Origin of the sequence: Streptomyces sp. NBC_00513, assembly GCF_041431415.1 — a bacterium.
GTDB lineage: Bacteria > Actinomycetota > Actinomycetes > Streptomycetales > Streptomycetaceae > Streptomyces.
This window is the reverse complement of the sequence record NZ_CP107845.1, coordinates 1,199,469-1,221,825: the sequence shown is the minus strand read 5'-3', so window position 1 is coordinate 1,221,825 and position 22,357 is coordinate 1,199,469. Positions and strand designations below refer to the sequence as shown.

Here is a 22,357-nt window from a genome sequence, read left to right as displayed (position 1 = left end):
CATCACCACGGCATTGCGTGCCGGGCGTGGTCCGCGTGGGTTGCCGTGTCGTCGGTACGGGCGGTGACGCGTGATGCCACGGCGACGACCCCGTCGAGCCGTTCGACGAGGCTGAGTAGTGCGGGGAGCTGACTCCGGCGCGCGACCTGGCCGCCCAGGGTGACGATCCCGTCCACCACGTGGACGTCGATGTCACCGGGCGGCACACCGAGCACCTCCGTGAGGACCTCGCCGGTGACACGTCGGCGTATTTCGGAGTCCGGGCGCAGGAACATGCGGAGCAGGTCCCGGCGGGTGACGATGCCGACGAGCCGGTCCTCCACGTCCACGACGGGGAGGCGTTCGATACTCCGGCGGGTCATCAGCCGGGCGGCGTCAGCCACTGTCTCTTCGGCGTGGACGGTGACCGCGGGCACGGACATGACGTCACCCGCGGTAGGCGGCCCAGCCGCTGTGATGCCCTGCTCGGCGGGATGGGAGCCCGACACTGTGTGGGCCAGCAGGTCGGTCTGCGAGACGACGCCCACCACGCGGTCCTCGTCGTCCAGGACGGGGACTCCGGAGATGTCGTACTGGGCGAGGAGCTTCGCCACGTCCTTGAAGCCGGTGCCCGGGGCCACGGAGACGACCTCGTCAGTCATCAGGTCCGCCACCTTGAGGCGCTTCATGAGGCCCTCCTGTTCCGCTGTGTCACGCGAGGCTGATGTTCGATGTGGGTGTGCCCCCAACCATCCGCCGGTGACCGCTGGGGAGCGAGGGCCGAACGGTCCCGTCCAGGGGCCGTAGGGGTCCGGGGTGCCGGGCCGCGACGGGTGGGGACCTTTGGTCCCGCCTGGGGTCCCGGGCGGCCCTCTTCCCAGGGCGTCGACGGTGCCAGGGTGAGGGGTGTCCCTCATCGGCTCTCGGTTGGGAGAAATCGTGGAAAGCACATTCCGCACTCCGGACACCAGCTCGGTCATCGTCGGCGAGGACGGCTCGGAGTCGGCGCGCGCCGCCGCCCTGTGGGCGGCCAAGGAAGCTGTGCGCCGTGACCGTCCCCTGCACATCGTCTACGGCGCCGACACCGACGGCAGTGCCTTGTACCTGTCGGCGGAGACCATCGAACGGGTACGCGTCAACGGTCGGGCGCTCCTGGACGACACGGCGAAGGCTGTGTCGGCCGAGTACCCCGGGCTGACCGTGACCACCGAATTCAGCCGCGCGGGCGCCGTCGACAGCCTGCACCGGGCCGGTGGGCTCCACGGCACGGTCGTGGTGGGCAACCGCGGCCTGGGCGGGTTCAACTCCCTCATGCTCGGCTCGGTCGGACTGGACACCGCGGCCATCGCCATGACGCCCGTCATCGTCGTCCGAGGCATCGACGGGGCCGAGGAGACCGGCACGGTCCTCGCGGCGATCCGCGATGAGCACGACCTCCTGATCGCCCGGTACGCCGCCAAGGAGGCGGAGCTGCACAAGGCCTCGCTGCGGCTGCTGCACGTGTGGAACGTGCTCCAGTCCGTGGGTGAGGTGGTCAGCATGCTCGACGGCGTCGACGAGATCGCGAGCGGGCACGCGGAGGCCCTGCGGGCCGTCGCGGACGTGGTCCGCGGCGAGTTCCCCGACCTGGAGGTACGGGCCGATGCGGAGAAGAGCGTCTCCGTGGCTGGTGTCCTGGTCGAGGCGTCCCGGCACGCCGACCTGCTCGTCATGGGCGGCCGACGGGTCCCGGGGCCCCTCGGACTCGCCCGCAACCTGGGCAAGGCCACGCACAGCCTGCTGCACCACGCCCACTGCCCCGTCCTCCTCATCCCCCGGACCGGCAGCGACTTCGGGAGCCAGTCATGACCACCCGCCAGGCAGGATCCCGCGACATCGTCGTGGGCATCGACCCGGTCCGGGACTGGCACCTTTCCCTGGCCTGGGCTGCCGACGAGGCACAACGGCGTCGGCTCCCGCTGCGCCTGGTGCTCGCGGTACCGCCCCAGCACGACACCCATCACGTCGATGACACCCCCGGCCAGACGGCCCTGCGACAGGCCGGATCCGACCGACTCGGACAAGCGTGCAACTGGGTACGTGACCGCCATCCCGAGGTGAGCGTCACCGGTGATCTGCTCGGCGGTTTCCCGGCTCCCGTCCTGGGTCGTGCGGCGCGGGACGCCCGCATGATCGTCCTCGGATCCCGGCACCTGAGCCGCACCGCCGAGTTCTTCAGTGCCGGTTCGCTCGTGGTCCCCGTCACCGCCCAGGCCGATTGCCCGGTCGTCGTCGTGGGCGACGCCGAGCACATCAGCCAGCAGCCGCCCTACGTCGTCGCGGGTATCGACGGCAGCGCGTCCGCCACTGCCGCGCTGGCCTTCGCCTTCGACGAGGCCGACCTTCGGGGGGCTGCGCTGCGGGTCGTCTGCGTGTGGCAGCCGCCGCTCATCATGCTGGACGACGAGGAGGTAGCGCTGCAGGCCCAGCGCACCTTGCTCTCCGAGGCCACCGCCGGCCTGTCCGAGAAGTACCCGGACGTGCATGTGACGCACGAGGTCCTCACCGGCCACCCCGTCGAGGAACTGGCCCGGGCCGCCGAGCACGCCCTGGCCGTCGTCGTGGGCCGCCGCGGCCGCGGCGGCTACACCGGCATGCGGATTGGATCCGTCGTCCATGGCCTCCTGCACCGTGCGCACTGCCCGGTGATCACCATCCCCACCGAATGAGCGCGCCATGACCAGCCGCGCGATCGACACGCCGCCTGTCGGCTCCTCGGCCCCGACAGGGCTGACACAGGCCGAGGCCGAACACCGACTGGTCCAGTACGGCCGCAACGAGGTGGAACCGCCACGGCCCACACCCCTCCACCGTCGAGTGCTGGCGCAGCTGCGTGACCCGCTGATCATGGTGCTGCTCGGTGCCGCACTGCTGACCATCGCGATCGGCGATCACCCGGACGCTGTCGTCATCGGCCTGGTGGTCGTCTTCAACACGACGGTGGGCGTCACCCAGGAGGTACGGGCGGACCACGCGGTCGCCGCGCTCTCCGCTCTCTCGGCCCCGCGTGCCCGGGTACTGCGTGACGGCGCCGCCTACGAACTGTCGGCAGCACTCGTGGTGCCGGGTGACAGCCTGCTGCTCGGTGAGGGAGACATCGTCGCCGCAGATGCCGATCTCGCCGAGGCGTCCGCTCTCCTGATGGACGAGTCCATGCTCACCGGCGAATCGGAACCCGTCGCCAAGACCACGGGTGACACGGTCAGCGCCGGCACCGTCGTGGTGCGCGGGCGGGGTGTCGCGACCGCCACCGCCACAGGATCCGCCAGCGCCCTCGGCCGGATCGCAGCCCTCCTCGACGGGGGCCACGAGCCGACACCGCTCCAGCGCCGCCTCGCCTCCCTCGGCCGCGTTCTGGCCGCCGTCACCCTCGCCCTGTGCGTGCTGTTCTTCGCCCTGGGCCTCGTCCGCGGTCTCGGCGTGAGCACGATGGCGGTCACCGCCATCAGCCTGGCCGTCGCCGCGGTGCCCGAGTCCCTGCCCGCAGTGGTCACCCTCGCCCTCGCTCTCGGAGCCAGACGTATGGCGGCCCGGGGCGCCCTGGTCCGACGCCTGCCTGCGGTCGAGACGCTGGGCTCGGTGAGCGTGCTGGCCACGGACAAGACCGGAACCCTCACCGAGGGCCGCATGGTCGTTCAGCGCGTGTGGACGCCGTCCGGAGCCGCGGACGTGTCCGGCAGCGGATACGAACCCCACGGAGCCCTGACCCGTTCCGGACGCTCCCTGACGCCCGAGCAGCTCCGCCCGCTGCAGGAGCTCCTCACCACGGCAGCCCTGTGCAACGACGCGAGCCTGAAACCGCCCCAGAGCGGTTCAGACGTATGGACGGCCGTGGGCGATCCCATGGAGGCCGCACTGCTGGCAGCCGCTGCCAAGGCCGGCTGCCCCGACCCTGCCGAGCTGCACCGGGACTGCCCCCGGACCGGAGAAGCCCCCTTCGACAGCCTGCGCAAACGGATGACCACCCTCCACCACCTGCCGGACGGCAACGTTCTGGTCTGCCTCAAAGGGGCGCCCGAGGCCGTCCTGGTTCCCGCGGTGCTCGCCGAGTCGGCCGAAGTCCTGGACCAGGCCCGCCAGCAGGCCGCCGAGCTGGCCTCGCACGGGTTCAGGGTCCTCGCGGTGGCGGGCACCGAACGGCTCCAGTGGCATCCGCCTGCGACCGAGACGGAACAGGGACTGAGCCTTCTCGGCCTGATCGCCATCAGCGATCCGCCGAAAGCGGCAGCCGCCGCCACCTTGGCAGCCTGCCGCGCCGCGGGCATCACACCGGTCATGATCACCGGCGACCACCCCGCGACCGCCCACGCCATCGCCGTACGCATCGGACTCGTCGAGGAGGGTTCAGCCGATACGGTCGTCATCGGACCCGAGCTGGCCGCAGCACCGGACACCGACCTGACCGCGGTCCGCGTCTTCGCCCGGACCGATCCACAGCAGAAGCTGGACATCGTCCACGCCTGGCGTGCCCGCGGTGCCGTGACCGCGATGACCGGGGACGGCGTCAATGACGGCCCCGCCCTCCGCCAGGCGGACATCGGCGTCGCCATGGGCGCCCGCGGCACGGAGGTGGCCCGCCAGGCCGCCGACCTCGTCCTCACGGACGACGAGCTCTCCACCGTGGTCACGGCCGTCGAGGAAGGCCGCCGCGTCTACGACAACATCCGGCGCTTCCTCGTCTACGCCATGGCCGGCGGAACCGCCGAGATCCTCGTGATGCTGGCAGGTCCCCTGCTCGGCCTGACCCTACCGCTGCGGGCGGGGCAAATCCTGTGGATCAACCTCCTCACCCACGGCCTGACCGGCGTGGCCATGGGCGCCGAGCCGGCCGCACCTGAGGCGATGCGGCGCCCGCCCCGACCGCCGGGACAGCACATCCTGGCCGCAGGTGTGTGGCAACGCCTCCTCATCCTGGCCGTGGCCGTGACGGCATTCAGCCTGATCGGCGGCATTGGCGCGCGCGCCATGGACCTGCCCTGGCAGAGCGTGCTCTTCCTGTCACTGCTCGGCGCCCAGCTGGGCGTGGCCCTGGGTCTGCGGGCCCGACTGCTCACTACCCAGAACCTCTCCCTCCCCGCTTCCGTGGCGGCCTCCGCCCTCCTGGCAATGGCTGCCCTGCACGTTCCCGCTCTGCAGTCGCTGCTGGACACCCAGCCGGTCGGCTGGGCCGGCGCAGGGCTGGCCACCGCGGCAGCCCTCGCGGCATTCGTCACCGCCCGGCTCCTGCGCAGCGCATTCCACAGAAAGGCATGACCATGAACGCATCTTCACCTGCGGACGGGCACGGGACCCACGCCGAGGTGGGCGACCAGATCGTCGTCGGCGGCCCCACCATCGGAAAGCCCGGCCGTGACGGCGAAGTCATCGCCCTGCATCATGAGGACGGCACCCCGCCGTACGACGTGCGCTGGTCCGACACCGGTCGTACCAGCGTGTTCTTCCCCGGCCCAGACGCCCACGTCCGGCACCTGCACGACGAAACCGGCACGCCGCGGCACGAGGAGAGGCCGAACGGCGCAACGGCCTCCCACTGAGTGGGAAGGCCGGTCCATCCGGCCGGGGATAACGTGGACGTGATGGCCATCTCGCCATCGCTTCCGGCCGGAGGTGGGCATGAGCACAGGGGAACAGCCCACCCGGAGCGGTGTTCCTCGACTGCGGCTCGACGAACTGCTGGATGAGCTGCAGGTGCGGATCGACGAGGTCAGGGGCACACGGGACCGGCTGAACGGTCTGCTCGAGGCCGTCATGTCCGTGGGCCGGGAACTCGACCTGCCGCAGGTGCTGCGCGGCATCGTCGAGGCCGCCGTGGTGCTCGTGGATGCCGAATACGGGGCCCTCGGAGTCATCGGAGACGACAAGAAGCTGGCCGAGTTCCTTCCCGTCGGCATCAGCGACGACCTCCGCGCTCAGATCGGAGACCTGCCCTCCGGCCACGGCATCCTCGGCGAGCTGATCCGCCACCCGGAGCCGCTGCGGCTGTCGGAGCTGTCCGAGCATCCGGCCTCGTACGGGTTCCCGGACCACCACCCGCCGATGCATTCCTTCCTCGGTGTCCCGATCCGCATTCGCGAGGAGGTCTTCGGCAACCTCTATCTGACCGAGAAGCGCGGCGGCGCCGAGTTCGACGCCGAGGACGAGGCGGTCCTGTCCACCCTCGCTGTCGCGGCCGGCATCGCCATCGAAAATGCCCGGCTCTTCGAGGAGGTCCGGCTGCGGGAGCGCTGGCTGGAGGCCAGCTCCGACATCACCAGCGCCCTGCTTTCCGGAGCGCCCGAGGACGATGTCCTCGAGGGCATGCTGGAGCGGGCCAAGGACATCACCGGCGCGGACATGGGCGTCTTCTACCTGCTCGGCTCAGCCGGTGAACTGCGAGGCTCCCTCGCACTCGGGGAGGGAGCAGAGGCGCACCGCGGGATCGTCCTGCCCAGCACCCAGGGGACTCTCGCCGAGGCCGCACTGGCCCGCAACGGCCTCATCATGGTCCCCGACATGGCGACCGACGAGCGCGTCACCGTGCAACCCGAGCGGTGGACTGGCTTCGGCCCGGCCGTGGCCGTCACCGTTGGCACGAAGGAAACGCTCTGAGGCGTCCTGATGCTCGCCCGGCGGCACGGCCGCCCCGTATTCGCCACCACGGAGGTCGCCGCGCTTCCGGGGTTCGCGGGCCAGGCCGCCCTCGCACTGGAGCTTGCCGACCGTCGCCACGACGCCGAACAGATGAGCCTGCTGGAGGACCACGACCGTATCGCCCGCGACCTGCACGACCTGGCCATCCAGCGCCTCTTCGCCACCGGCATGACCCTCCAGAGCGCCCAGCGCTTCGTCGACCACCCCCAGGCGTCCGAACGCCTCGCGCGGGCAGTGGACGACCTCGACGCCACCATCAAGATCATCCGATCGACCATCTTCGGACTCCGTGAACACGAGGCCCCCGGTGAGGCGTCCAAGATGCGGTCCCGCCTGGCCCAAGCCCTGGATGAGGCTTCGGCGGCCCTCGGCTTCGCCCCGGCCCTGCGGGTGGAGGGGCTGATCGACACCGACGTACCGTCGGCCGTCGCGGACGAGGCACTCGCCGTGGTCGGGGAAGCTCTCACCAACGTTGCCCGCCATGCCGAGGCCACGCGGGCGGAAGTCTCGATCGTTGCGGCCGACGGGAATCTGACGGTCACCGTGATCGATAACGGCGTCGGGCTGCCTACGGGAGGTCGGCGCAGCGGACTGCGGAACCTGGCAGAGCGTGCCGAAAGGCTCGACGGCCAGATGGAGGCCGCAGCGCGGCGCGATGGGGAGCGGGGGACTCGCCTGGAGTGGCAGGTACCTCTGGTCCCGCCACCGCGCTGACCGTCGCCGGTCTTCCGCTACTTCGCCGTCCCGGCGTCGTGCTCGTGCACTTGGGCGGCGATCACGGCCGCCTGGACCCGCCGCTCCACTCCGAGCTTGCCCAGGAGCCGTGAGATGTGGTTCTTGACCGTCTTCTCCGACAGGTAGAGCTGTTTGGCGATCTGCCGGTTGGTGAGGCCCTCGCCGATGAGGTCCAGGACAGCCCGCTCCCGTTCCGACAGAGCCGCCAGGCGGGCGTCCTCCGGTGCCTTCGCCGTTTCCGGGTCGCGCAGGGAGTGCATCAGGCGGGCGGTGGTCGCAGGGTCCAGCATGGACTGGCCGGTGGCGACGGTGCGTACGGCCGAGACCAGGTCGGTGCCCTTGATCTGCTTCAGGACGTAGCCGGAAGCCCCTGCCATGATCGCGTCCAGGAGGGCGTCCTCGTCGTCGAACGAGGTCAGCATCAGACAGGCCAGGCCCGGCATGCGCGAGCGCAGCTCGCGGCAAACGGTGATGCCGTCACTGTCGGGCAGCCGCACGTCGAGTACGGCAACGTCCGGACGGAGCGCCGGCCCGCGGGCGAGCGCCTGCTCGGCCGTTCCGGCTTCGCCCACGACCGTGATGTCCGGCTCTGCGTCCAAGATGTCTCGCAGCCCGCGCCGGACCACCTCGTGGTCATCAAGGAGGAACACCTTGATCGGCGCCCCGGCGGACGTGTTCGGATCCTCGGACATGATCGCCCCTGGCTCGGACCGTGAGGTGCGTTTCCCTCCGAATTGTCTCAGGAAGACGCACAATGCACCCGTGGCCGACGAGAAGGCTCGCTAGGCAGCGCTGCTGCCTTCCAGCTCCATCCGGACGTCCACGACGCCCTCGACCGCGCGGATCGCCCGTGCGAGCAGGGGGACCAGGGCCCGGTCCCGCAGCGGGCCGCGTAGAGTGACGACGCCGTCCTGCACGGCGAAGTCCAAGGTCACGCCGGGTGCCAGCTCCGTGAGCACGGTCTGGCGGATCTCCTCCTCGAGCTCCTCGTCGGGCCGCAGGAACACCTTCAGGAGGTCGCTGCGGCTCACCACACCCTCCAGCATGCCGAGCGCGTTCACCACGGGCAGACGCTTGACGCGCTTGCGCGCCATGATCCTTGCAGCTTCGGCGACGGGCGCGTCAGGGTGCACGGTGATCGCCGGGCTCGACATGAGCTCCTCGGCCAGCACCGCGCCGGCCTTCGACGCTTCCTCCAGCTGCTCGGGCAGCGCGGGGTCCGTACGCCGGAACTCCTCCTTCGGCAGCAGGTCTGCCTCGGAGACCACGCCGACGACCCGGCCCTCGCCTTCCAGGACGGGGACCGCGCTGACCTTCCACTGTTGCATCAGCTCGACGATCTCCTTGTAGGAAGCCTCGCGGCCGATGGCGACGGCGGTGTGCGTCATGACGTCACTGACGGTGTAGCGGGATGCGGGCATGACCGGCTCCTTCGGCGTACGGACGATCAGAGGAAGCTGCCGCTGCCGTAGGGCGCGTACAGGTCGAGAAGGCGCACGCGGGCGGCCTGTAGCCGGTTGGCGAGGACCTGCCCGACCCAGTGGCCCAGGGCGGAGCCGAAGGCGGCGTCGGCGTCCATCAGCGCCCGTACGCGTGCCGCGTCGAACTCGTACGTGCGGACGGGCGTCATCGCCTCGGCGCCAAGACGCCAGGAGTACGGCTTGAAGAGCCACGAGCAGCCGACCAGCTGGCCGGCGCCGAGGCTCTCGATGACGGCGGCGCGCCGCCCGGGCACATGGACGTCCAAGGTCACGGTTCCGGACCGGACGATCCAAAACCGATCGGCGTGGCCACCCTCGCGAAAGAGATGGGCCCCCTCGCCGAAGTTGACCTCTCGTGCCAGCTCCATCAGGCGGGCACGGCAGTCGGCGGGCAGCGCCTCGGAGATACGGGTGGGTGAAGGGGTGCTCATGAACGGCCTCCTGTTCGAGTCCGTCTTCAGTCTTTGTGTTTCCGCCGGTCCCGGGCATGGGCCCTGTGGTCCCGTCTGTGGGCCGACCGGCCCATGCCGGGGCTCGTGCGGCCGGAGATGCTGGCAGGAGATGGTCGGCCCGCGGCCCTCGACCCGTCCACCGGGCAGGTGCGCGATGTACTGCAGACGGGCACACATCACCCGCGCCGTACGCAGCCTCCGACAAGGGGGCCGAGAGGCTTCTCGCCGAACTATTCGCCAGACCAAGGATGCCCACGATGAAGCGCGATCCGGCCGGTACGACCACCAGCTCGCCTGCCGTCAGCATGCCAGGACGGCAGTGGGAAGAGCTCGGCGTTGACGAGGCGCTGCAGCTGCTGGGCACCGTCGAACTGGGCCGGATCGTGTTCACCCGTCACGCGCTGCCCGCGGTGCGCCCGGTCAACCACCTCCTCGACGCCGGCGACATCATCGTCCGAGTCCAGGACAGCTCGACGCTGGGAGCCTTGCTCGCGGCCCAGGAAGGTGCAGGCGTGGTCGTTGCGTACGAAGCCGACGCTATCGATCAAGGCGCGCACCTGGGGTGGAGCGTCGTCGCCACCGGCTACGCCACCGCCGTCACTGCCCCCAGCGAGATCGAGCGCTACGCGCACCTCCTGCAACCGTGGGTCGAAGGCACCGCATCGGGTGCCATCCGGATCAGGCCCGACCTGATCACCGGCTTCCGCCTGCGTGAGAGCAGCCCGTAGCGGTCGGCCCACGCGCGCTTCACCTCCTTGCAGCCCTCCGCCCTGCACCATGGTGAGGCACAGGCCCGCGTGGAGTCCCGGAGGTGCCATGCCGAAGCAGGGACGGATTGCCGCGATCCCGCCCGCCTTCCGTGGCTACCGGAGGAACTGGCTGCGCGGCGATGTCCTGGCCGGGATCACGGTCGCCGCCTACCTGGTTCCCCAGGTCATGGCCTACGCGGGCGTGGCAGGTGTTCCCCCGGTCGTCGGCCTGTGGGCCGTCTTGCCGGCCATGCTCCTCTACGCCCTGAGCGGTACCTCACGCCTGCTGTCCGTCGGACCGGAGTCGACCACCGCCCTCATGACCGCCGTGGCCATCGGGCCACTCGCAGCCGGCGACCCCACGCGCTACGCGGCGCTCGCCGCAGCCCTGGCCCTCGTCGTCGGCCTGCTCTGTTTGATCGCATGGGCCATCCGGCTCGGCTTCCTGGCCGACCTCCTCTCCAGGCCCGTGCTAGTCGGCTACCTGGCCGGTGTCGCCTTCATCATGATCGTGGACCAGCTGCCCCGCCTCACCGGGATCAGCAGCAGCGGATCGGGGTTCTTCCCCCAGCTCTTCTCGTTCCTCCGCCACATCGGCGACCTGCACTGGCCCACGACCGCAATGGCCGCGGGCTGCCTGCTCCTGCTGTTCACCCTGCCTCTGCTGTGGCGTGCTCTGCCCGGACCACTCGTTGTCCTCGTTCTCGCCACAGCGGTGGTGACGGTCTTCACGCTGGGCGAGGAGCAGGGAATCGATGTCATCGGCACGGTCCCGACCGGCTTGCCGGGTTTCGCCCTGCCCCGACTCGCTGACCTCGCCGACCTGGTGCTGCCGGCTCTCGGCGTTCTACTGGTCGGCTACACCGACGTCGTCCTGACCGCACGTGCCTTCGCCCGGCACGACGACCCACACCCCTTGGACGCCAACCGCGAGCTGCTGGCCCTCGGCGCGGCGAACCTGGGCGCCGGATTCCTGCACGGCTTCCCGGTCAGCAGCAGTGCCAGCCGCACGGCCCTCGCGGACTCCTCGGGAGCCCGCACCCAGGTGTACTCCCTTGTCGGCGCCGCCTGCGTGGCCGCCGTCCTCCTCTTCCTCAGCCCGCTGCTCGCCCACACCCCCTCCGCCGCCCTCGGCGCCATCGTCGTCTACGCCGCCGTACGCCTGGTCGAGGTGGGCGAGTTCCGCAGGCTGGCAGCCTTCCGACGCCGCGAGTTCCTGCTCGCCCTCGGCTGTGGCCTTGGTGTCCTCGCCCTCGGCATCCTGTACGGCGTGCTCCTCGCCGTGGCGTTTTCCGTTGCCGAACTCCTCACGAGGGTCGCCCGACCCCACGACGCCGTCGAGGGAATCGTTCCGGGCCTGGCCGGCATGCACGACATCGACGACTATCCGAGCGCCCGCACTATTCCCGGCCTCCTCATCTACCGTTACGACTCGCCGTTGTTCTTCGCCAACGCCGAGGACTTCCGCCGCCGGGCGCTGGCCTCGGTGGCGGTCCAGGACGAACCTGTGCACTGGTTCGTCCTGAACACCGAGGCCAACGTCGAGGTCGACATCACCGCCCTCGACGCCGTCGAGGCCCTGCGCTCCGAACTCACCCAACGGGACATCGTGTTCGCGCTCGCCCGCGTCAAGCAGGAGCTGCGCCGGCCCCTCGACGCCTACGGCATGACAGCGGAGATCGGCCCGGAGCGCATCTTCCCCACACTCCCCACAGCCGTTGCCGCCTATCGGGACTGGCAACGCGTCACGGGCCACGATCCAGCCCTCTGAGCAGGTCTCATGACCGAGGAGCCGGGCGCCGAAGACGGGAGGATCAGTGTCGGAGCTGCCTCGGTGGAGCTGCGGTCCTGTCCAGTTCCAGGAGGGCCAGCATGACTTGGCTGCGCACCTGCTGTCTGTCTTGAGCGCTCCGTAGCCGTAGCCGTCCATACCGCGTCAGATGTGGTTCGAGAAGGTTGCGGATGAGTTTGTAAACATCGGGGTGCCGACGGCCGAGCTCCTCGCGGGCTTCGCGCGCCGCTGCCATGAGGAGGGGCTTTTCGGGATGAGTGTGCTCCGCAATGCTGATGGCATCGTGTACGGCGTGCCGCAGGCGCCCGTTCTCGCCGTACCGCTGGAGCAGGTTCCCGAGGAGACGTCGTCGGCCCATCAGTTCCCTCACCTCGTGGAGCGACTGTGGACGCAACTCTGCCCAGGCCAGGGCCGCGAGGCTTTGAGCCGAGGGGCTGAGCGCACCCGGCGCCACCTCGGTCTGGAGCTGTTTCAGGTGTTGGCGCCAGCGGTGCAGGAGGAGCGGATGGCAGAGGGCGTCATCACGATCGGCCTGCGTACTGGCATCGTGAAGCACGCGGAGACGGAACTCGTCCTCGCTCATGCCGTGGACGCGCAGAGCCTCCCCATGGAGGGGAGCGTGAATCAGACCGCGTGCCGTGGCGCGCTCGATCGCGCCGTGTCTGGTCCGGACGGCCATTGAGGCTTCCGGGGGCAACCCCGCGGTCGTCGCGTACTCGGTGAACAGTCGGCGGAATTGCGGTTCGAGGTGCTGGGCGAGCCACAGGAGTGCCTGCTCGCGCGGATCATCCGTGGCCGGCAGTCCGGGCAGGACCCCGGCGGTGGTGAGGTCCTCCGTACGGCGTCGCTGAAACTCCTTTCGGGCTTCCTGGGCGCGTTGCGCAACGGCCGCGTACTGCCAGTCGAGGTGTTGGGCTTCTTCGTCCCAACGGCCGACGACGAGGCACCGTTCTTCGCGACGGATCTGCAGGTCGTGCTGGGCGTACGTCAAGGCGTCGATGGAGGCGGACAGTCGGTCGCCGTCGTAGAGCAGTTCGGTGAGCCCGGTCCGCTCGACTCCACACGCCTCGGCAACCACGACCTTTGCGTGGTCCAGGAAGCTGAAGGTGATGAGGTCGGCGAGTTCGTTCCGGGCAAGTCGCCAAGGCTCGCTGTGTGGCACCGGAACGGCGCGTAGCCCCGGGCCCGCCGGAGGACCAGCTACCTCGGGTCCACCTTTCCTGGGCCTTGTCGCCCGGAGGCCGAAGCGGAGGTTCAGATATCGGGAGGAACGTCCTCGATGGAGGACGGTCAAGGGGCGTTCACGCAGGCTCAGGCAGGGCTGGCCCTTGGACGCGTCGCAGGTGGGGCAGTCGACCGACCGGACATCGGCGGACGAGAGGTGCCAGGTCGGCTGAGCTGTCGGCCGCGGCTGCGGGGAGAGATGCGTGCGCATGCCGCGACCTTGGCAGCCAGAGCAAGAAGTGACGTGGCTGTGCGTGGGGTGCACCCCCGCCCGGACGAACTGGGTCGAGCTGTTCTGCGGCATGCGAATGCATGGGCGAGCCCATTCACTCGTCAGGGTTGAAGCGGAAAGCCGAGTGCCAGCCGGTGGTTACGAGGTTGGAGGGGCGGGGAGCTCGTGCCCCTGGCACAGGAAGCCGAGGATGTCGCCGAGGGGCGTCCCGAGCGCGTGTGCGATGGCATGCCAGGTAGCCAGGCTGCCAATGGTCCGTCCTTGCTCGATTTCGATCAGAGTGCGGCGGGCAAGGCCGCTGCGCTCGGCCAGCTGGTCGTAGGTCCATCCCCGCGCTGCCCGAAGGCGAGACAGCTCCAAGCGGAGGGCCTCGAGGTTCGGGTCTGGCGGAAAGATCGTCACCTGGCTATCGCACGGTTCCGACCCCATGTCTGTCAGTGCAGACCTCTGCCCTATTTGGCAGTATCCGCGCAGCCGTGACGTTGCTGTGGACCGTTCTGCTGGTGTGCGCGCTGGCGTTCGGGTTCTGGGAGGAGGAGAAGCGTGATGAAGCAGGTGTGGTCCGTGGCAATCCGACCCGGCGAATACGGGCCGGTCCTCAGCTGTCACAGCTGCGGCAGCGTGAAGAGCGCCGGTCGGGACGCGCGGTCCGCGGCCTTCGGGCATCTGGCGGAGCATGCCCGGAGAGAGGCTCTGCCGCAGCACCTGCGGGTCTGCCGATGCTCCGAGCAGGGTTGCCGTTGGCACCGCAGCCGTCGTGGGTGCCATGGAGCCATCGAGCTCGTCCTCGTCAGAAGTGAAGGCGGGCGCCGCTGGACACTGGCCGAGGCGTGTCTGGCGTGCGCTCGGGCAACGGAACAGGCCGCGGTCGTCCCTTCGACCGTTCTAGCGGTACGGCCCTTGCTCAGGCCCGGTGCCACGGCCCCGGCCGGGTACCGCCATGGTGACGCGCAGCGACGGCGGGTGGCCTACCTGCTCAGCTACCTGGCCTCGGCGCTGGATCCGGCTGTGGGCGCGCATGCCCGTCTGGTGGCCGTGCAATGTGCGCTACGCGCTTCGAGGGCGGGAGGAGTCCGGCTCCCCGGAGGTCTCCTGCGGGGGATGGGTGTGCACAGCCGTGTGAGTTTGTGGCGGGAGCTTGAGTTCGAGGGATGGCTGCGATGGTCCGGATGCTGGTCGGTGAACAAGCGCAGCACTGCTGTGGAGGCTCAAGTACTCGATGGTGTGGCGCTCGTGCAGAGTCCAGGGCGGACCGACCGCGCTCGCGCCGCCGATTGGGCCCTGCGAACGACGGCAGCGGCGCGGCAACTGGGCGCGTCGGTTTCGGAGGAACTGCTCCTACTCGTCCGGGCGGCACATGTGCCTCCAGGAGCGAGGGCGGGTTTGGCCGAGGTCGAGCAGCTGGCCCGCTGCTGCGCCCTGCCAGCAGTGTCGTTCCCGCACGCGCTGCGTGCACTGCACGGGAAGGGAGCAGCAATGGCGTGGTCGATTACCTCGGACATGCAGGACGTGAGCTGGTCATCCCCGACCCGGGTGGCTGTGCCGTAGCCGCGACCGCTGGTGCCGCCACGCTCGTACGGCCTGGCCATGACGGTGACCGAGAAGCGTGCACCGTGCTCCCTGCGGCCGGAATCCTGGTGGCCGCTCGAGGAAGCGTGAGTCTCCCGAGTTCGAGCGGGCACTCAGCACAGCCGGCGGCGCGCCGGGGCACCTATGGTCCTGAAACGAGACCGTCGGCGTAGTCGTTGATGCGGAGGAGGAAGCGGAGCCTGGCTCCTCTGCGGTTGCTGGGGGTCTGTAGCTGTCCGATGGCGGCTACGACCAGCTTGGTGCTTTGCTGTGCTTGGCGGAGTGCATCAACCGTCGGACTGTGCAGGTAGTCGCCTTGGGTGACGCGAGCCCACACGAGCGCGGTTACAATGGCCTGAGTCAAGGGGGAATTCACGTTGGCGATGCTGGCCGAGCCGGCTGTCAGCGCTTCGAGATCCTCTGCAGGGATCTGCCAAGTGCTCAGCGTTCGACGGCGCGCAGCGAAATCCACGCGTAGCGCGGCCGTGTCCAATTCCTTGGCAACAGTCTCGACCGCCACGTCGAGTAGCGGCCAATGGCCGCCGGGCAGCAGCCTTTGCTTGAGTACGGTCAAACTACGTTCGGCGGTGATCCGAGGAATTCCCAGGGTTGCGGCGCATTGTGGCCAGGTCCCGCCGCCGGCCATTTCGACGAGCTTGAGTGAAGCAACTCGGCGTAGGTGCCGTGGATGCCAGACATCCTTGATGCTCCCGTGGGACTTGAGTTCAGTGAAGTGCGCGCCGAGCCATGCCTCCGGCAACAGGGCAGGGACATGCTCGATTCCGAAATGACACTTGCGTGACGGAAGGAGTTGTCCGGCGTGGGCGTGGCCGCCGGCGCGGTTGAAACCAAGGGAGCGCCGGACAAGGGCCTTTGCCAACTCTGTGGAGACGTTCATGCGTCGGAAGGTGGCCCCGATGTTTGCCCCGTTACGCATGAACGCGATGGCGGCGAGGGGCTGGATCCGCTCGCGCAGGGCCGTGCCGTCTTGGCCCCGATCGCCGAGCAGGGTTTCCGCAGCCAACAGGAGCGCTCCGCGCTCGGCCGGGTCTTCGGGTGCGGCCCACGCGTCACGAACCCGCTTGCTCGGGCTGCACCCGTCGCGGAGGGTGGTCCACGTGGCCACGTGGACGGCAATCCGGTCGGCGAGGGTGGTCGAGGCGGCGAAGTGTGCGCTGTCAGGCCAGCTGAGCCGGATCAGCTGAGCGGCAGCGATCAGGTCGGGGAAGAAGTACTGCTCTGATGCTAAGTACTCGTCTCTTGTCGCTGGTGACTGCCTGGGCATCAGGCGTCGGTCGATGCGTCGCTGCAGGGCGAGCGCTAAGTCGAGGTCGCTGTCCGGTCCCGCGCCCGCAGAAGCCGCCTGGTCAAGACGTGTTCCACACAGTGGTGTCCGGCTGCCGGTATCGGCAGTGCCGGAGACGAGGTGGCGGCACTGCGCGGGGTGCAGGCCAGTGATCGCGCGCTGCGTGATGAGCCCTTGGCGCTCGGTATTGGAGGGCAGGTTCTGGCGGCCTCCGCACTGCGGACACCCCTGCTCCAGAAGGCGGCAGTGGGCAGTGCATGCGAAGGAGACCGGGAGATGCCAGCGCAGTTTCCACGGGCCGCCGTACGCGTTCTGGACCGTGCTCCCGTCGCCGATCAGGCAGTTTGGGCAATAGCGGCTGGACAGACTGAGGGCCCAAGTACGTCGAGCGGAGGTCAAATTGCGACTGCCGTCCAGACGCAGGGCAGCCAGCGGTGCATAGGACGTGGCCATGGCTGACAGGGTGAGTGCGTTGGCTTCACCCACGCGCAAAGATGCGGCGGCTTCAAGAGACTTGGCGGCCTCAGAAGGCAAGGCAACGAAATACTCCGCAGGAAGCCGATTCTGATAGTGACTCAGACCGCATAGCGTGGCGATTCTGGCAGGTGAGCGATCCAGACGGTACGCAAGCCGCAGGAGCAGCCCCGGCAGAGACTCTTCGGGCAATGGGGCGAGGCTCCGTGCGAGCGGACGTGTCGTCAACGGATCGGATCCAGCCTGGGTGCGGCGGCCGGCGCGACCCAGCTCAGCGCCTCGAATTGCAGGTCCGTCCCGTCGTCACAGGCTCGGGCGAGCTGGGTGGCATAGGCCACGAGCCTGTGGCGCAGAGCGATGTAGGAGGGCCTGCGCTGCTTCCTGTTCGCGAATAGCCCTGCCTGTTCGGTCAGCCGGTGCGGAGAGCGCGAAGTGGAGCGGCGTTGCGTTACCGCCGGGCTGTGAAGGTAGCTGGACTCATTGACCACGCACCAGATCACCGCCTCGCCGACTTGAGGGTCCCCGGTCGCCTGACGTTGTTCGAGGCCGGGGATGCCCTCGCACAATGTCTTCCAGTCTGCGGGTGAAAGACGCCAGTCTGCTGTTGAAACGCGGCGGCGGGCGTAGTTGACGCGATGGTCCTGTGCGTGCAGGTGATGTGCGACCTCGTCGACCACGTTCTCGAATACCAGCCAAAGGCCCGGGGTCGTCAGACTTTTCCCCAATACGTTCATGGTCCGGCTGGCGCTGCTTTGAGGAATGCCCAAGGATTCCGCGCGCGCTCGCCAGGTACCACCGCAGATCAATTCGGCGAGCCTGAATGAGGCGGCCCACCGCAGATGGCGCTCCATGATGGTGGTCATCGGGGGTAGGTGGTGCAGCAGAGGCTTGAAGTACGTGTCGAACCATTCCCCCGGCAGGAGGGGAGGGATTTCGGAGGCGTGGTAACGGTACGACTGCGAGACGGCACGCGACGCGGAGCGTTTCTGGAATCCGTAGATGCGCGGTGCGGTGGCACGGAGCAAGGTGGCCGAGGCGTGGCTGTCTTTCAGGAGCTTGTCGCCAATAGAGGCCGACCGGCGGTGTACCTCGCGGGTGAGTGGCTCGATGCGCTCGCGCAGGGGTACGAGGTCCCGATCGCCGAGGACGGTCGCGGCTGCGAGCAGCAGGGCCGAGGTCTGGGCAGTACCTCGGGGTGCGCTGCGCTGGATCTGAACTCCGCGTTGGGCTGGGTTATGAACATAGGGCGTGGCGTACTCGTCCACGAGGTCCGTCAGTGTGGAGGAGGACAGGAACGTGGCGCCCATGGGCCAGCTCAGTGTGATCAGGCGTGCGGTCGTGATCAGGTCGGCGAAGTAGGTCTGCGGTGCATCCTCCTCGGCCGCACGGTGCAGCCCGCCAGGCACCAGCCTCAGGTTCAGGTCGTGTTGGAGATCGAGGACGCACTGTAGGTCCGGTGGTGGCAACGGGGTGGCGGCGTCATCGGGGACATCCAGCCGTGCGCCGCATGGTGTGGCGCGGGCCCGCGGTTTGGGTGGTGGTCCGGGAGCCAGGTTACGGCACTGGCCTGGGTGGAGGCCGGAGACATGGGGGATACGGACAAGGCTGTATCGCCGGACGATGCGTCCGCTGAGTGGTTGGGCGCACTGCGGGCAGGCGCTTTCGAGGAGACACGAGTGCTGGGTGCAGGCGAATGTGATGGGCAGGTACCAGCAAAGTTGCCAGGCGCCACCGAATGCCCGTTGAACAGGACTGCCGTCCCCGTGTAGGCAGGCAGGACAGTAGCGGCTGTCAGGATTCGTGGCCCAGTTGACGAACGACGTGGAGCCGATGTCTGCTCTGCCGGTACGGAGCCTGGCCAGCGGCGGGTAGGTCTTGGCGAGCTCCTGGAGAGTCAGCGCCTGAACCTCCGGCAGGCTCAGGTGCGCGATCGATGCTAGTTGCCCGGCGACTTCCGGGCCCAGTCCGCGGAGCTGTTCTTGGGGAATGCTGTCGCTGCGGCAGGTCAGACCACACAGCATCGCCAGGCGGTGCGGAGTGATGCCCATTCGGTAGGAAAGACGCAGGAGAAAGCCGGCCAAGGATTCGCCGGGCAGCGGATCGAGGCTGCGTGCGAGGGGACGGGGGGTCGGTTGCGTCATACTGCGGACTCCGCTGCCGGCCCGGCGTCGTCGTAGACGGTGTTCCTGCTCCTCTGTCTCTTCTTCGGTGAAGGCTTGACCGGCGGGATCAGCGGCTGCTCACCGGAGTCGGCATCCAGATCAGGAAGATCGGTCGGACTGACAGCGCAGCGGCTCAGCAGGTCTTTGGTCAGCCGCTCGCTGCCGCCTTCGATCGCGACTCGGCAGCCGCGCTGCACCAACTTCTCCAGGAGTCCGACCACCCCGTTGGTGCGCTGGAACAGATATTCCGGCATGGATCCTGACGTGAGTAGGCCCTCAGTGTCGTGGAGGAGGCGCAGGCTCTCTTCCAAGGCCGCCAAGTGGTTGACCCAGGCGGCGATCCGGCCGGGCGTGTCGTAACTGAATGGCTGCAGGTCGACCATTTCGAAGCGTCGCTCATGCTGGGTCGGAGCGTCCGGATTGGGGCTGCGTCCGCGATCTCTGACCGGGGGAATGGCCCACTCCTTGGTGACGGGATCGAAACTACCGCGTCGCAACAGCCCCGAGGTGGGGATGCCCACGCCGACGAGGATGAGAGTGACGGACATGCTCATCATTTCCAGCAGCAGGTCCAAGACATCCTGATCACGCTCGCGATGGAGCTTCAGGCGTGTGATGTCGTCGATCACAAGTGCCTTGGTCGCGTGCGCGTAGATGGCGGCATTCACGGTCCTGATCAGGTCTTCCTGGCGCATGTTCTTGTAGTCCTCGCCGTAGAAGTCAAGGATGCGCTGACAGGTGGAGACAGGGGTCGCCTGAACCGGGCAACGCACATACGCCACGGGCGCCAGCAAATCCCTGGTGCCTGCCATGGCCTCCGGATTTACGTATTCGTTCACCTCCAGCCAGTTTTCCTCGAATGCCGCCAGCGCCGCGCAGACCGTCTCCGTCTTTCCCTGGGCGCCACCGCCGTTGACCATGACCCCGGTCCGGATACCGGCCTTGTGGCTGTACGCGCCGTCCTCGATCCGTGCGTTCACCAGCCAGTCCACCGCCTCGCTCATCGGGGTGGACTGCAGGGGCAGGCTGCTGTGGGTGGCCAGCCGATGCAGGTCGTGAATGCGGCGTCGACGGGGCGTCAACTGCAGGTATTGCTCCATGCTGAGCACGGGTGCCGGCACGAAGAGATCGCGGGTACGCACCCACCGCTGCCAGCCCTCCACACGGGTCCGGTCGACCGGCGGCCCAGGCAGGAACGAGGCGACGGCAGCTCTGCGAGGCTTGACGGGCTCGCTCACGGCTGGCCTCCGGGTTCGCCAGCGGTCTCGTCTTCATCGTCGGGCAGATCCATCAGGCTGCGCCCGCGCAATCGCTGCCCGAGGGTGGACATCGCGGCAGGCATCTCAGGCGCCGCCTCACGGCGGCGTCGACGCTCGCCGTCGACCGCCGCCTGGCCCTGCTCGGCGCGTTCACGCCATCGCAACGCGACGACGTTGTCGGGGCTTCGACCCTGAATCGGCACAAACGGCGCAACCTCGTCAACGCAGGCAGCGGCAGGGGAGGGCTTCGGTCGGTCGGCTGCCGCCGCCGCGGCCTGGGCTTCTTCACGGGCGTGCTCGGTCCGCTGCGCTTTCGTCAGACGGGTCGGCCACTGCTCGACGGGGACGTTCCCCCCGATCAGGTCCAGCAGCAGCGGCAGTAGATCCCTGTCGGTCTTCGGCGTCAGCCCTTGGTTGCGCAATTCGCGCATCACCTGCCGGACACGGGCGTCGCTGAAGGCAGGCATTCGGCCCTCATCCGGAAGCCCCACCCAGCGAAGTCGATTCCATTCGTGTGTGAGCGGATCCTGAAAGAACACGAAGCACGGGTCTCGTGGATCCCGATGGAACACGTACTTGTTCCTCGCCGCCCCACCCCGGCCCGAGAGGCGAAATCGCCATTCGTCCAGGGCCTCTCCGTCGTACCAGAGATTTCTGATCTTCACGCCTCGTCGCCCATGAATCATCACCCGATGGGTAGGGAGAAGCTGGTAGTACAACTCCGCGGGTGGGATCTGCAGTGCGAAACCGCCCTGCGCCATGGATGCTGCGAACAGCGTGTTCGGACTGTGATCACCAGCGGGGTCCCAACTGGGCGCGTAGGAACCAAATCTGCGGTTCTGCCAGATCTTGACGACCCAGGTCGCGATCAAGTGCTCCATCTCCGCAACGGTGAGGCAAGCGTCCCCTTCCGGGTCGGTTCCGCGATCCGAGCTGTCGATGCCCTGATAGCCCGGAAGGATTCTGAACAACAGGGACTGAATCGCGCCGAAAGCCCGCTCCACCGCCTGCTTGTCGGTCGGCCGCAGCACGCGACTCGGGCGGATCGTCGCGCCGATCACCCGCTGCACCTCGATGAGGTGGTGATTCTTGTAGACGGAGCCGTGGTCGGTGGTCACGGTCTCGGGGGCGAAGAACGGCAGTCCTGCAACCTTGCCGCCGGTGAAGCCTGCGATCACGGTGCCGGGGACACCGGGGTAAGCCCACTCCATCTCCTCGCCCCAGTCCGGCCGCATGGGTAGCGGCATCATGACGTCTCGCAAGATCATGGCGACGTCGACCGAGGTGTCCGAGACCAACGTGAGGCGGAAAGCGACGATCGAATGCGTGTATACGTCCAGAGCGAGCGTCAGATGCACCGAGACCGGATCGCCAAAAACCTGTTCGCGGACCTTGACCGGAAGCACCGTCGTGTCGAGCGCCACGACCTGACCGGGCCGGCTCACCACCACGTGGCGACCTGTCGCCACCGCTTGAGCTCGAGCAGCTGAAACCGCGTAGCGCTGACGGGCTCCGGACGAGCCGAACCACTCCTTCCAGACCACCCGCAGGGTTTCGTAGCTGGGGACTGGCTCGTCCTTCCCGAACTCCTCGCGTACGTACTGATGGATCAGCCGTTCGCGGTCCTTCGCTGTCAGCTTGGAACGGTGCAGGGTCTCGTGGCGCACCGCGAAGATCGCCTCGCGTACTGCTGTTGAGATCCGGCGGCCGGACGCCTTCCGCAACCACCGGTCGTCCGCACACCCCACTGGCCCGAAGCGCCGACGGTCCAGATCCCAACGGATCAGTGTGCGGTAGCTGACCTTGTCCAGACCGTGGGCGGCGGCCAGATCCGGATTGCGTACCGTGTCCTGCCGTAGTTCCCGTACCTTCGCGAGCCGGCGCTCGGTCAGCGTGGTGGCGTGCGGATCGTAGTGCGGCTTCGGCTCTCCAGGGAGCGCGTGCAGGGGATCACCGCTGCGAAAACCGCTCTCCACTTCCCGCAAGTGGTCCACTCGCAGCATCACCAGAGGCCGCTTGTCCGGAGGGAGATCGAGAAAGCCCTTCGGCTGCCGGCCGCGACTGGCAGCCGGAAGGTCCTTCCTCGTCCGTGTCGACGGCCGGATGTCCGGATGGTGCAGCAACTGCCGTACCGATGTCTTCCAGGGCTCGTGGTCGGGCCTGACCAGCACTACCTTTCCCACTTGCGGCTCAAACGCTTGCACAGTCCATGGTGCGCCGTTCACGACGAACTCATTCCCCGGCGAGAGGTCCCAGGCCACTGCATCAATCACG

The 22,357-nt window shown here is 68.4% G+C and carries 17 protein-coding genes and 1 pseudogene; 9 read left to right on the top strand and 9 right to left on the bottom strand.

Annotated elements, in window-relative coordinates:
* Window positions 1–2: 2 nt before the first annotated feature.
* Window positions 3–668: a CBS domain-containing protein gene (locus OHA84_RS05845; protein WP_266972878.1), complete on the bottom strand. Its 666-nt coding sequence runs from the start codon at window positions 666–668 to the stop codon at window positions 3–5.
* A 250-nt stretch (window positions 669–918) separates the two neighbouring features.
* On the opposite strand from OHA84_RS05845, the gene OHA84_RS05840 reads away from it, so the two are divergent.
* The 5 genes and pseudogenes from OHA84_RS05840 to OHA84_RS05820 all read left to right on the top strand — a co-directional run bounded on the left by OHA84_RS05840 (window position 919) and on the right by OHA84_RS05820 (window position 7,362).
* Window positions 919–1,827, top strand: coding sequence for a universal stress protein (locus tag OHA84_RS05840; protein WP_266972880.1), 909 nt, complete (start codon window positions 919–921; stop codon window positions 1,825–1,827).
* Window positions 1,824–2,687, top strand: coding sequence for a universal stress protein (locus OHA84_RS05835; RefSeq protein WP_266972882.1), 864 nt, complete (start codon window positions 1,824–1,826; stop codon window positions 2,685–2,687). The genes OHA84_RS05840 and OHA84_RS05835 overlap by 4 nt, the downstream gene beginning before the upstream one ends.
* A gap of 7 nt (window positions 2,688–2,694) precedes the next feature.
* Window positions 2,695–5,271 carry a cation-transporting P-type ATPase gene (locus OHA84_RS05830; protein ID WP_266972884.1) on the top strand — a complete coding sequence of 859 codons (2,577 nt, stop codon included), beginning with the start codon at window positions 2,695–2,697 and terminating at the stop codon, window positions 5,269–5,271.
* 2 nt (window positions 5,272–5,273) lie between these two features.
* Entirely contained in the window at window positions 5,274–5,552 is a 279-nt protein-coding gene (locus tag OHA84_RS05825) for a DUF1918 domain-containing protein (protein WP_323181924.1), read from the top strand.
* 79 nt (window positions 5,553–5,631) lie between these two features.
* Window positions 5,632–7,362, top strand: a pseudogene (locus OHA84_RS05820) (GAF domain-containing protein).
* Between the two features lie 17 nt (window positions 7,363–7,379).
* On the opposite strand, the gene OHA84_RS05815 reads toward OHA84_RS05820, so the two are convergent.
* From OHA84_RS05815 to OHA84_RS05805, 3 genes are all read right to left on the bottom strand, one after another.
* On the bottom strand, window positions 7,380–8,075 hold the full coding sequence (locus OHA84_RS05815; protein ID WP_266972885.1) for a response regulator transcription factor: 696 nt from the start codon (window positions 8,073–8,075) through the stop codon (window positions 7,380–7,382).
* Window positions 8,076–8,165: 90 nt separating this feature from the next.
* Window positions 8,166–8,804, bottom strand: a complete 639-nt coding sequence (locus OHA84_RS05810) for a CBS domain-containing protein (protein ID WP_266972888.1) — start codon at window positions 8,802–8,804, stop codon at window positions 8,166–8,168.
* A 26-nt stretch (window positions 8,805–8,830) separates the two neighbouring features.
* A complete protein-coding gene (locus tag OHA84_RS05805; RefSeq protein ID WP_266972890.1) occupies window positions 8,831–9,295 on the bottom strand; it encodes a Crp/Fnr family transcriptional regulator in 465 nt (154 codons plus the stop codon).
* A 278-nt stretch (window positions 9,296–9,573) separates the two neighbouring features.
* On the opposite strand from OHA84_RS05805, the gene OHA84_RS05800 reads away from it, so the two are divergent.
* From OHA84_RS05800 to OHA84_RS05785, 4 genes are all read left to right on the top strand, one after another.
* Window positions 9,574–10,044, top strand: coding sequence for a pyridoxamine 5'-phosphate oxidase family protein (locus OHA84_RS05800; RefSeq protein WP_371591326.1), 471 nt, complete (start codon window positions 9,574–9,576; stop codon window positions 10,042–10,044).
* An 88-nt stretch (window positions 10,045–10,132) separates the two neighbouring features.
* Entirely contained in the window at window positions 10,133–11,836 is a 1,704-nt protein-coding gene (locus OHA84_RS05795) for a SulP family inorganic anion transporter (protein ID WP_266972892.1), read from the top strand.
* 169 nt (window positions 11,837–12,005) lie between these two features.
* Complete coding sequence (locus OHA84_RS05790; RefSeq protein ID WP_266972894.1) at window positions 12,006–12,539, top strand: hypothetical protein; 534 nt, start codon at window positions 12,006–12,008, stop codon at window positions 12,537–12,539.
* Between the two features lie 54 nt (window positions 12,540–12,593).
* Complete coding sequence (locus tag OHA84_RS05785) at window positions 12,594–13,034, top strand: hypothetical protein (RefSeq protein WP_266972896.1); 441 nt, start codon at window positions 12,594–12,596, stop codon at window positions 13,032–13,034.
* Between the two features lie 417 nt (window positions 13,035–13,451).
* Here the strand turns inward: OHA84_RS05785 and OHA84_RS05780 are convergent, their stop codons facing one another.
* From OHA84_RS05780 to OHA84_RS05760, 5 genes are all read right to left on the bottom strand, one after another.
* On the bottom strand, window positions 13,452–13,715 hold the full coding sequence (locus OHA84_RS05780) for a helix-turn-helix transcriptional regulator (protein ID WP_266972897.1): 264 nt from the start codon (window positions 13,713–13,715) through the stop codon (window positions 13,452–13,454).
* Window positions 13,716–15,024: 1,309 nt separating this feature from the next.
* Complete coding sequence (locus OHA84_RS05775; RefSeq protein WP_266972899.1) at window positions 15,025–16,854, bottom strand: TniQ family protein; 1,830 nt, start codon at window positions 16,852–16,854, stop codon at window positions 15,025–15,027.
* Between the two features lie 32 nt (window positions 16,855–16,886).
* Complete coding sequence (locus OHA84_RS05770) at window positions 16,887–18,803, bottom strand: TniQ family protein (protein ID WP_266972901.1); 1,917 nt, start codon at window positions 18,801–18,803, stop codon at window positions 16,887–16,889.
* Window positions 18,800–20,062: an AAA family ATPase gene (locus OHA84_RS05765; RefSeq protein WP_266972903.1), complete on the bottom strand. Its 1,263-nt coding sequence runs from the start codon at window positions 20,060–20,062 to the stop codon at window positions 18,800–18,802. Before OHA84_RS05765 ends, OHA84_RS05770 begins: the two co-directional genes overlap by 4 nt.
* Window positions 20,059–22,356, bottom strand: a complete 2,298-nt coding sequence (locus OHA84_RS05760) for a transposase (protein WP_266972905.1) — start codon at window positions 22,354–22,356, stop codon at window positions 20,059–20,061. Before OHA84_RS05760 ends, OHA84_RS05765 begins: the two co-directional genes overlap by 4 nt.
* Window position 22,357 lies beyond the last annotated feature (1 nt).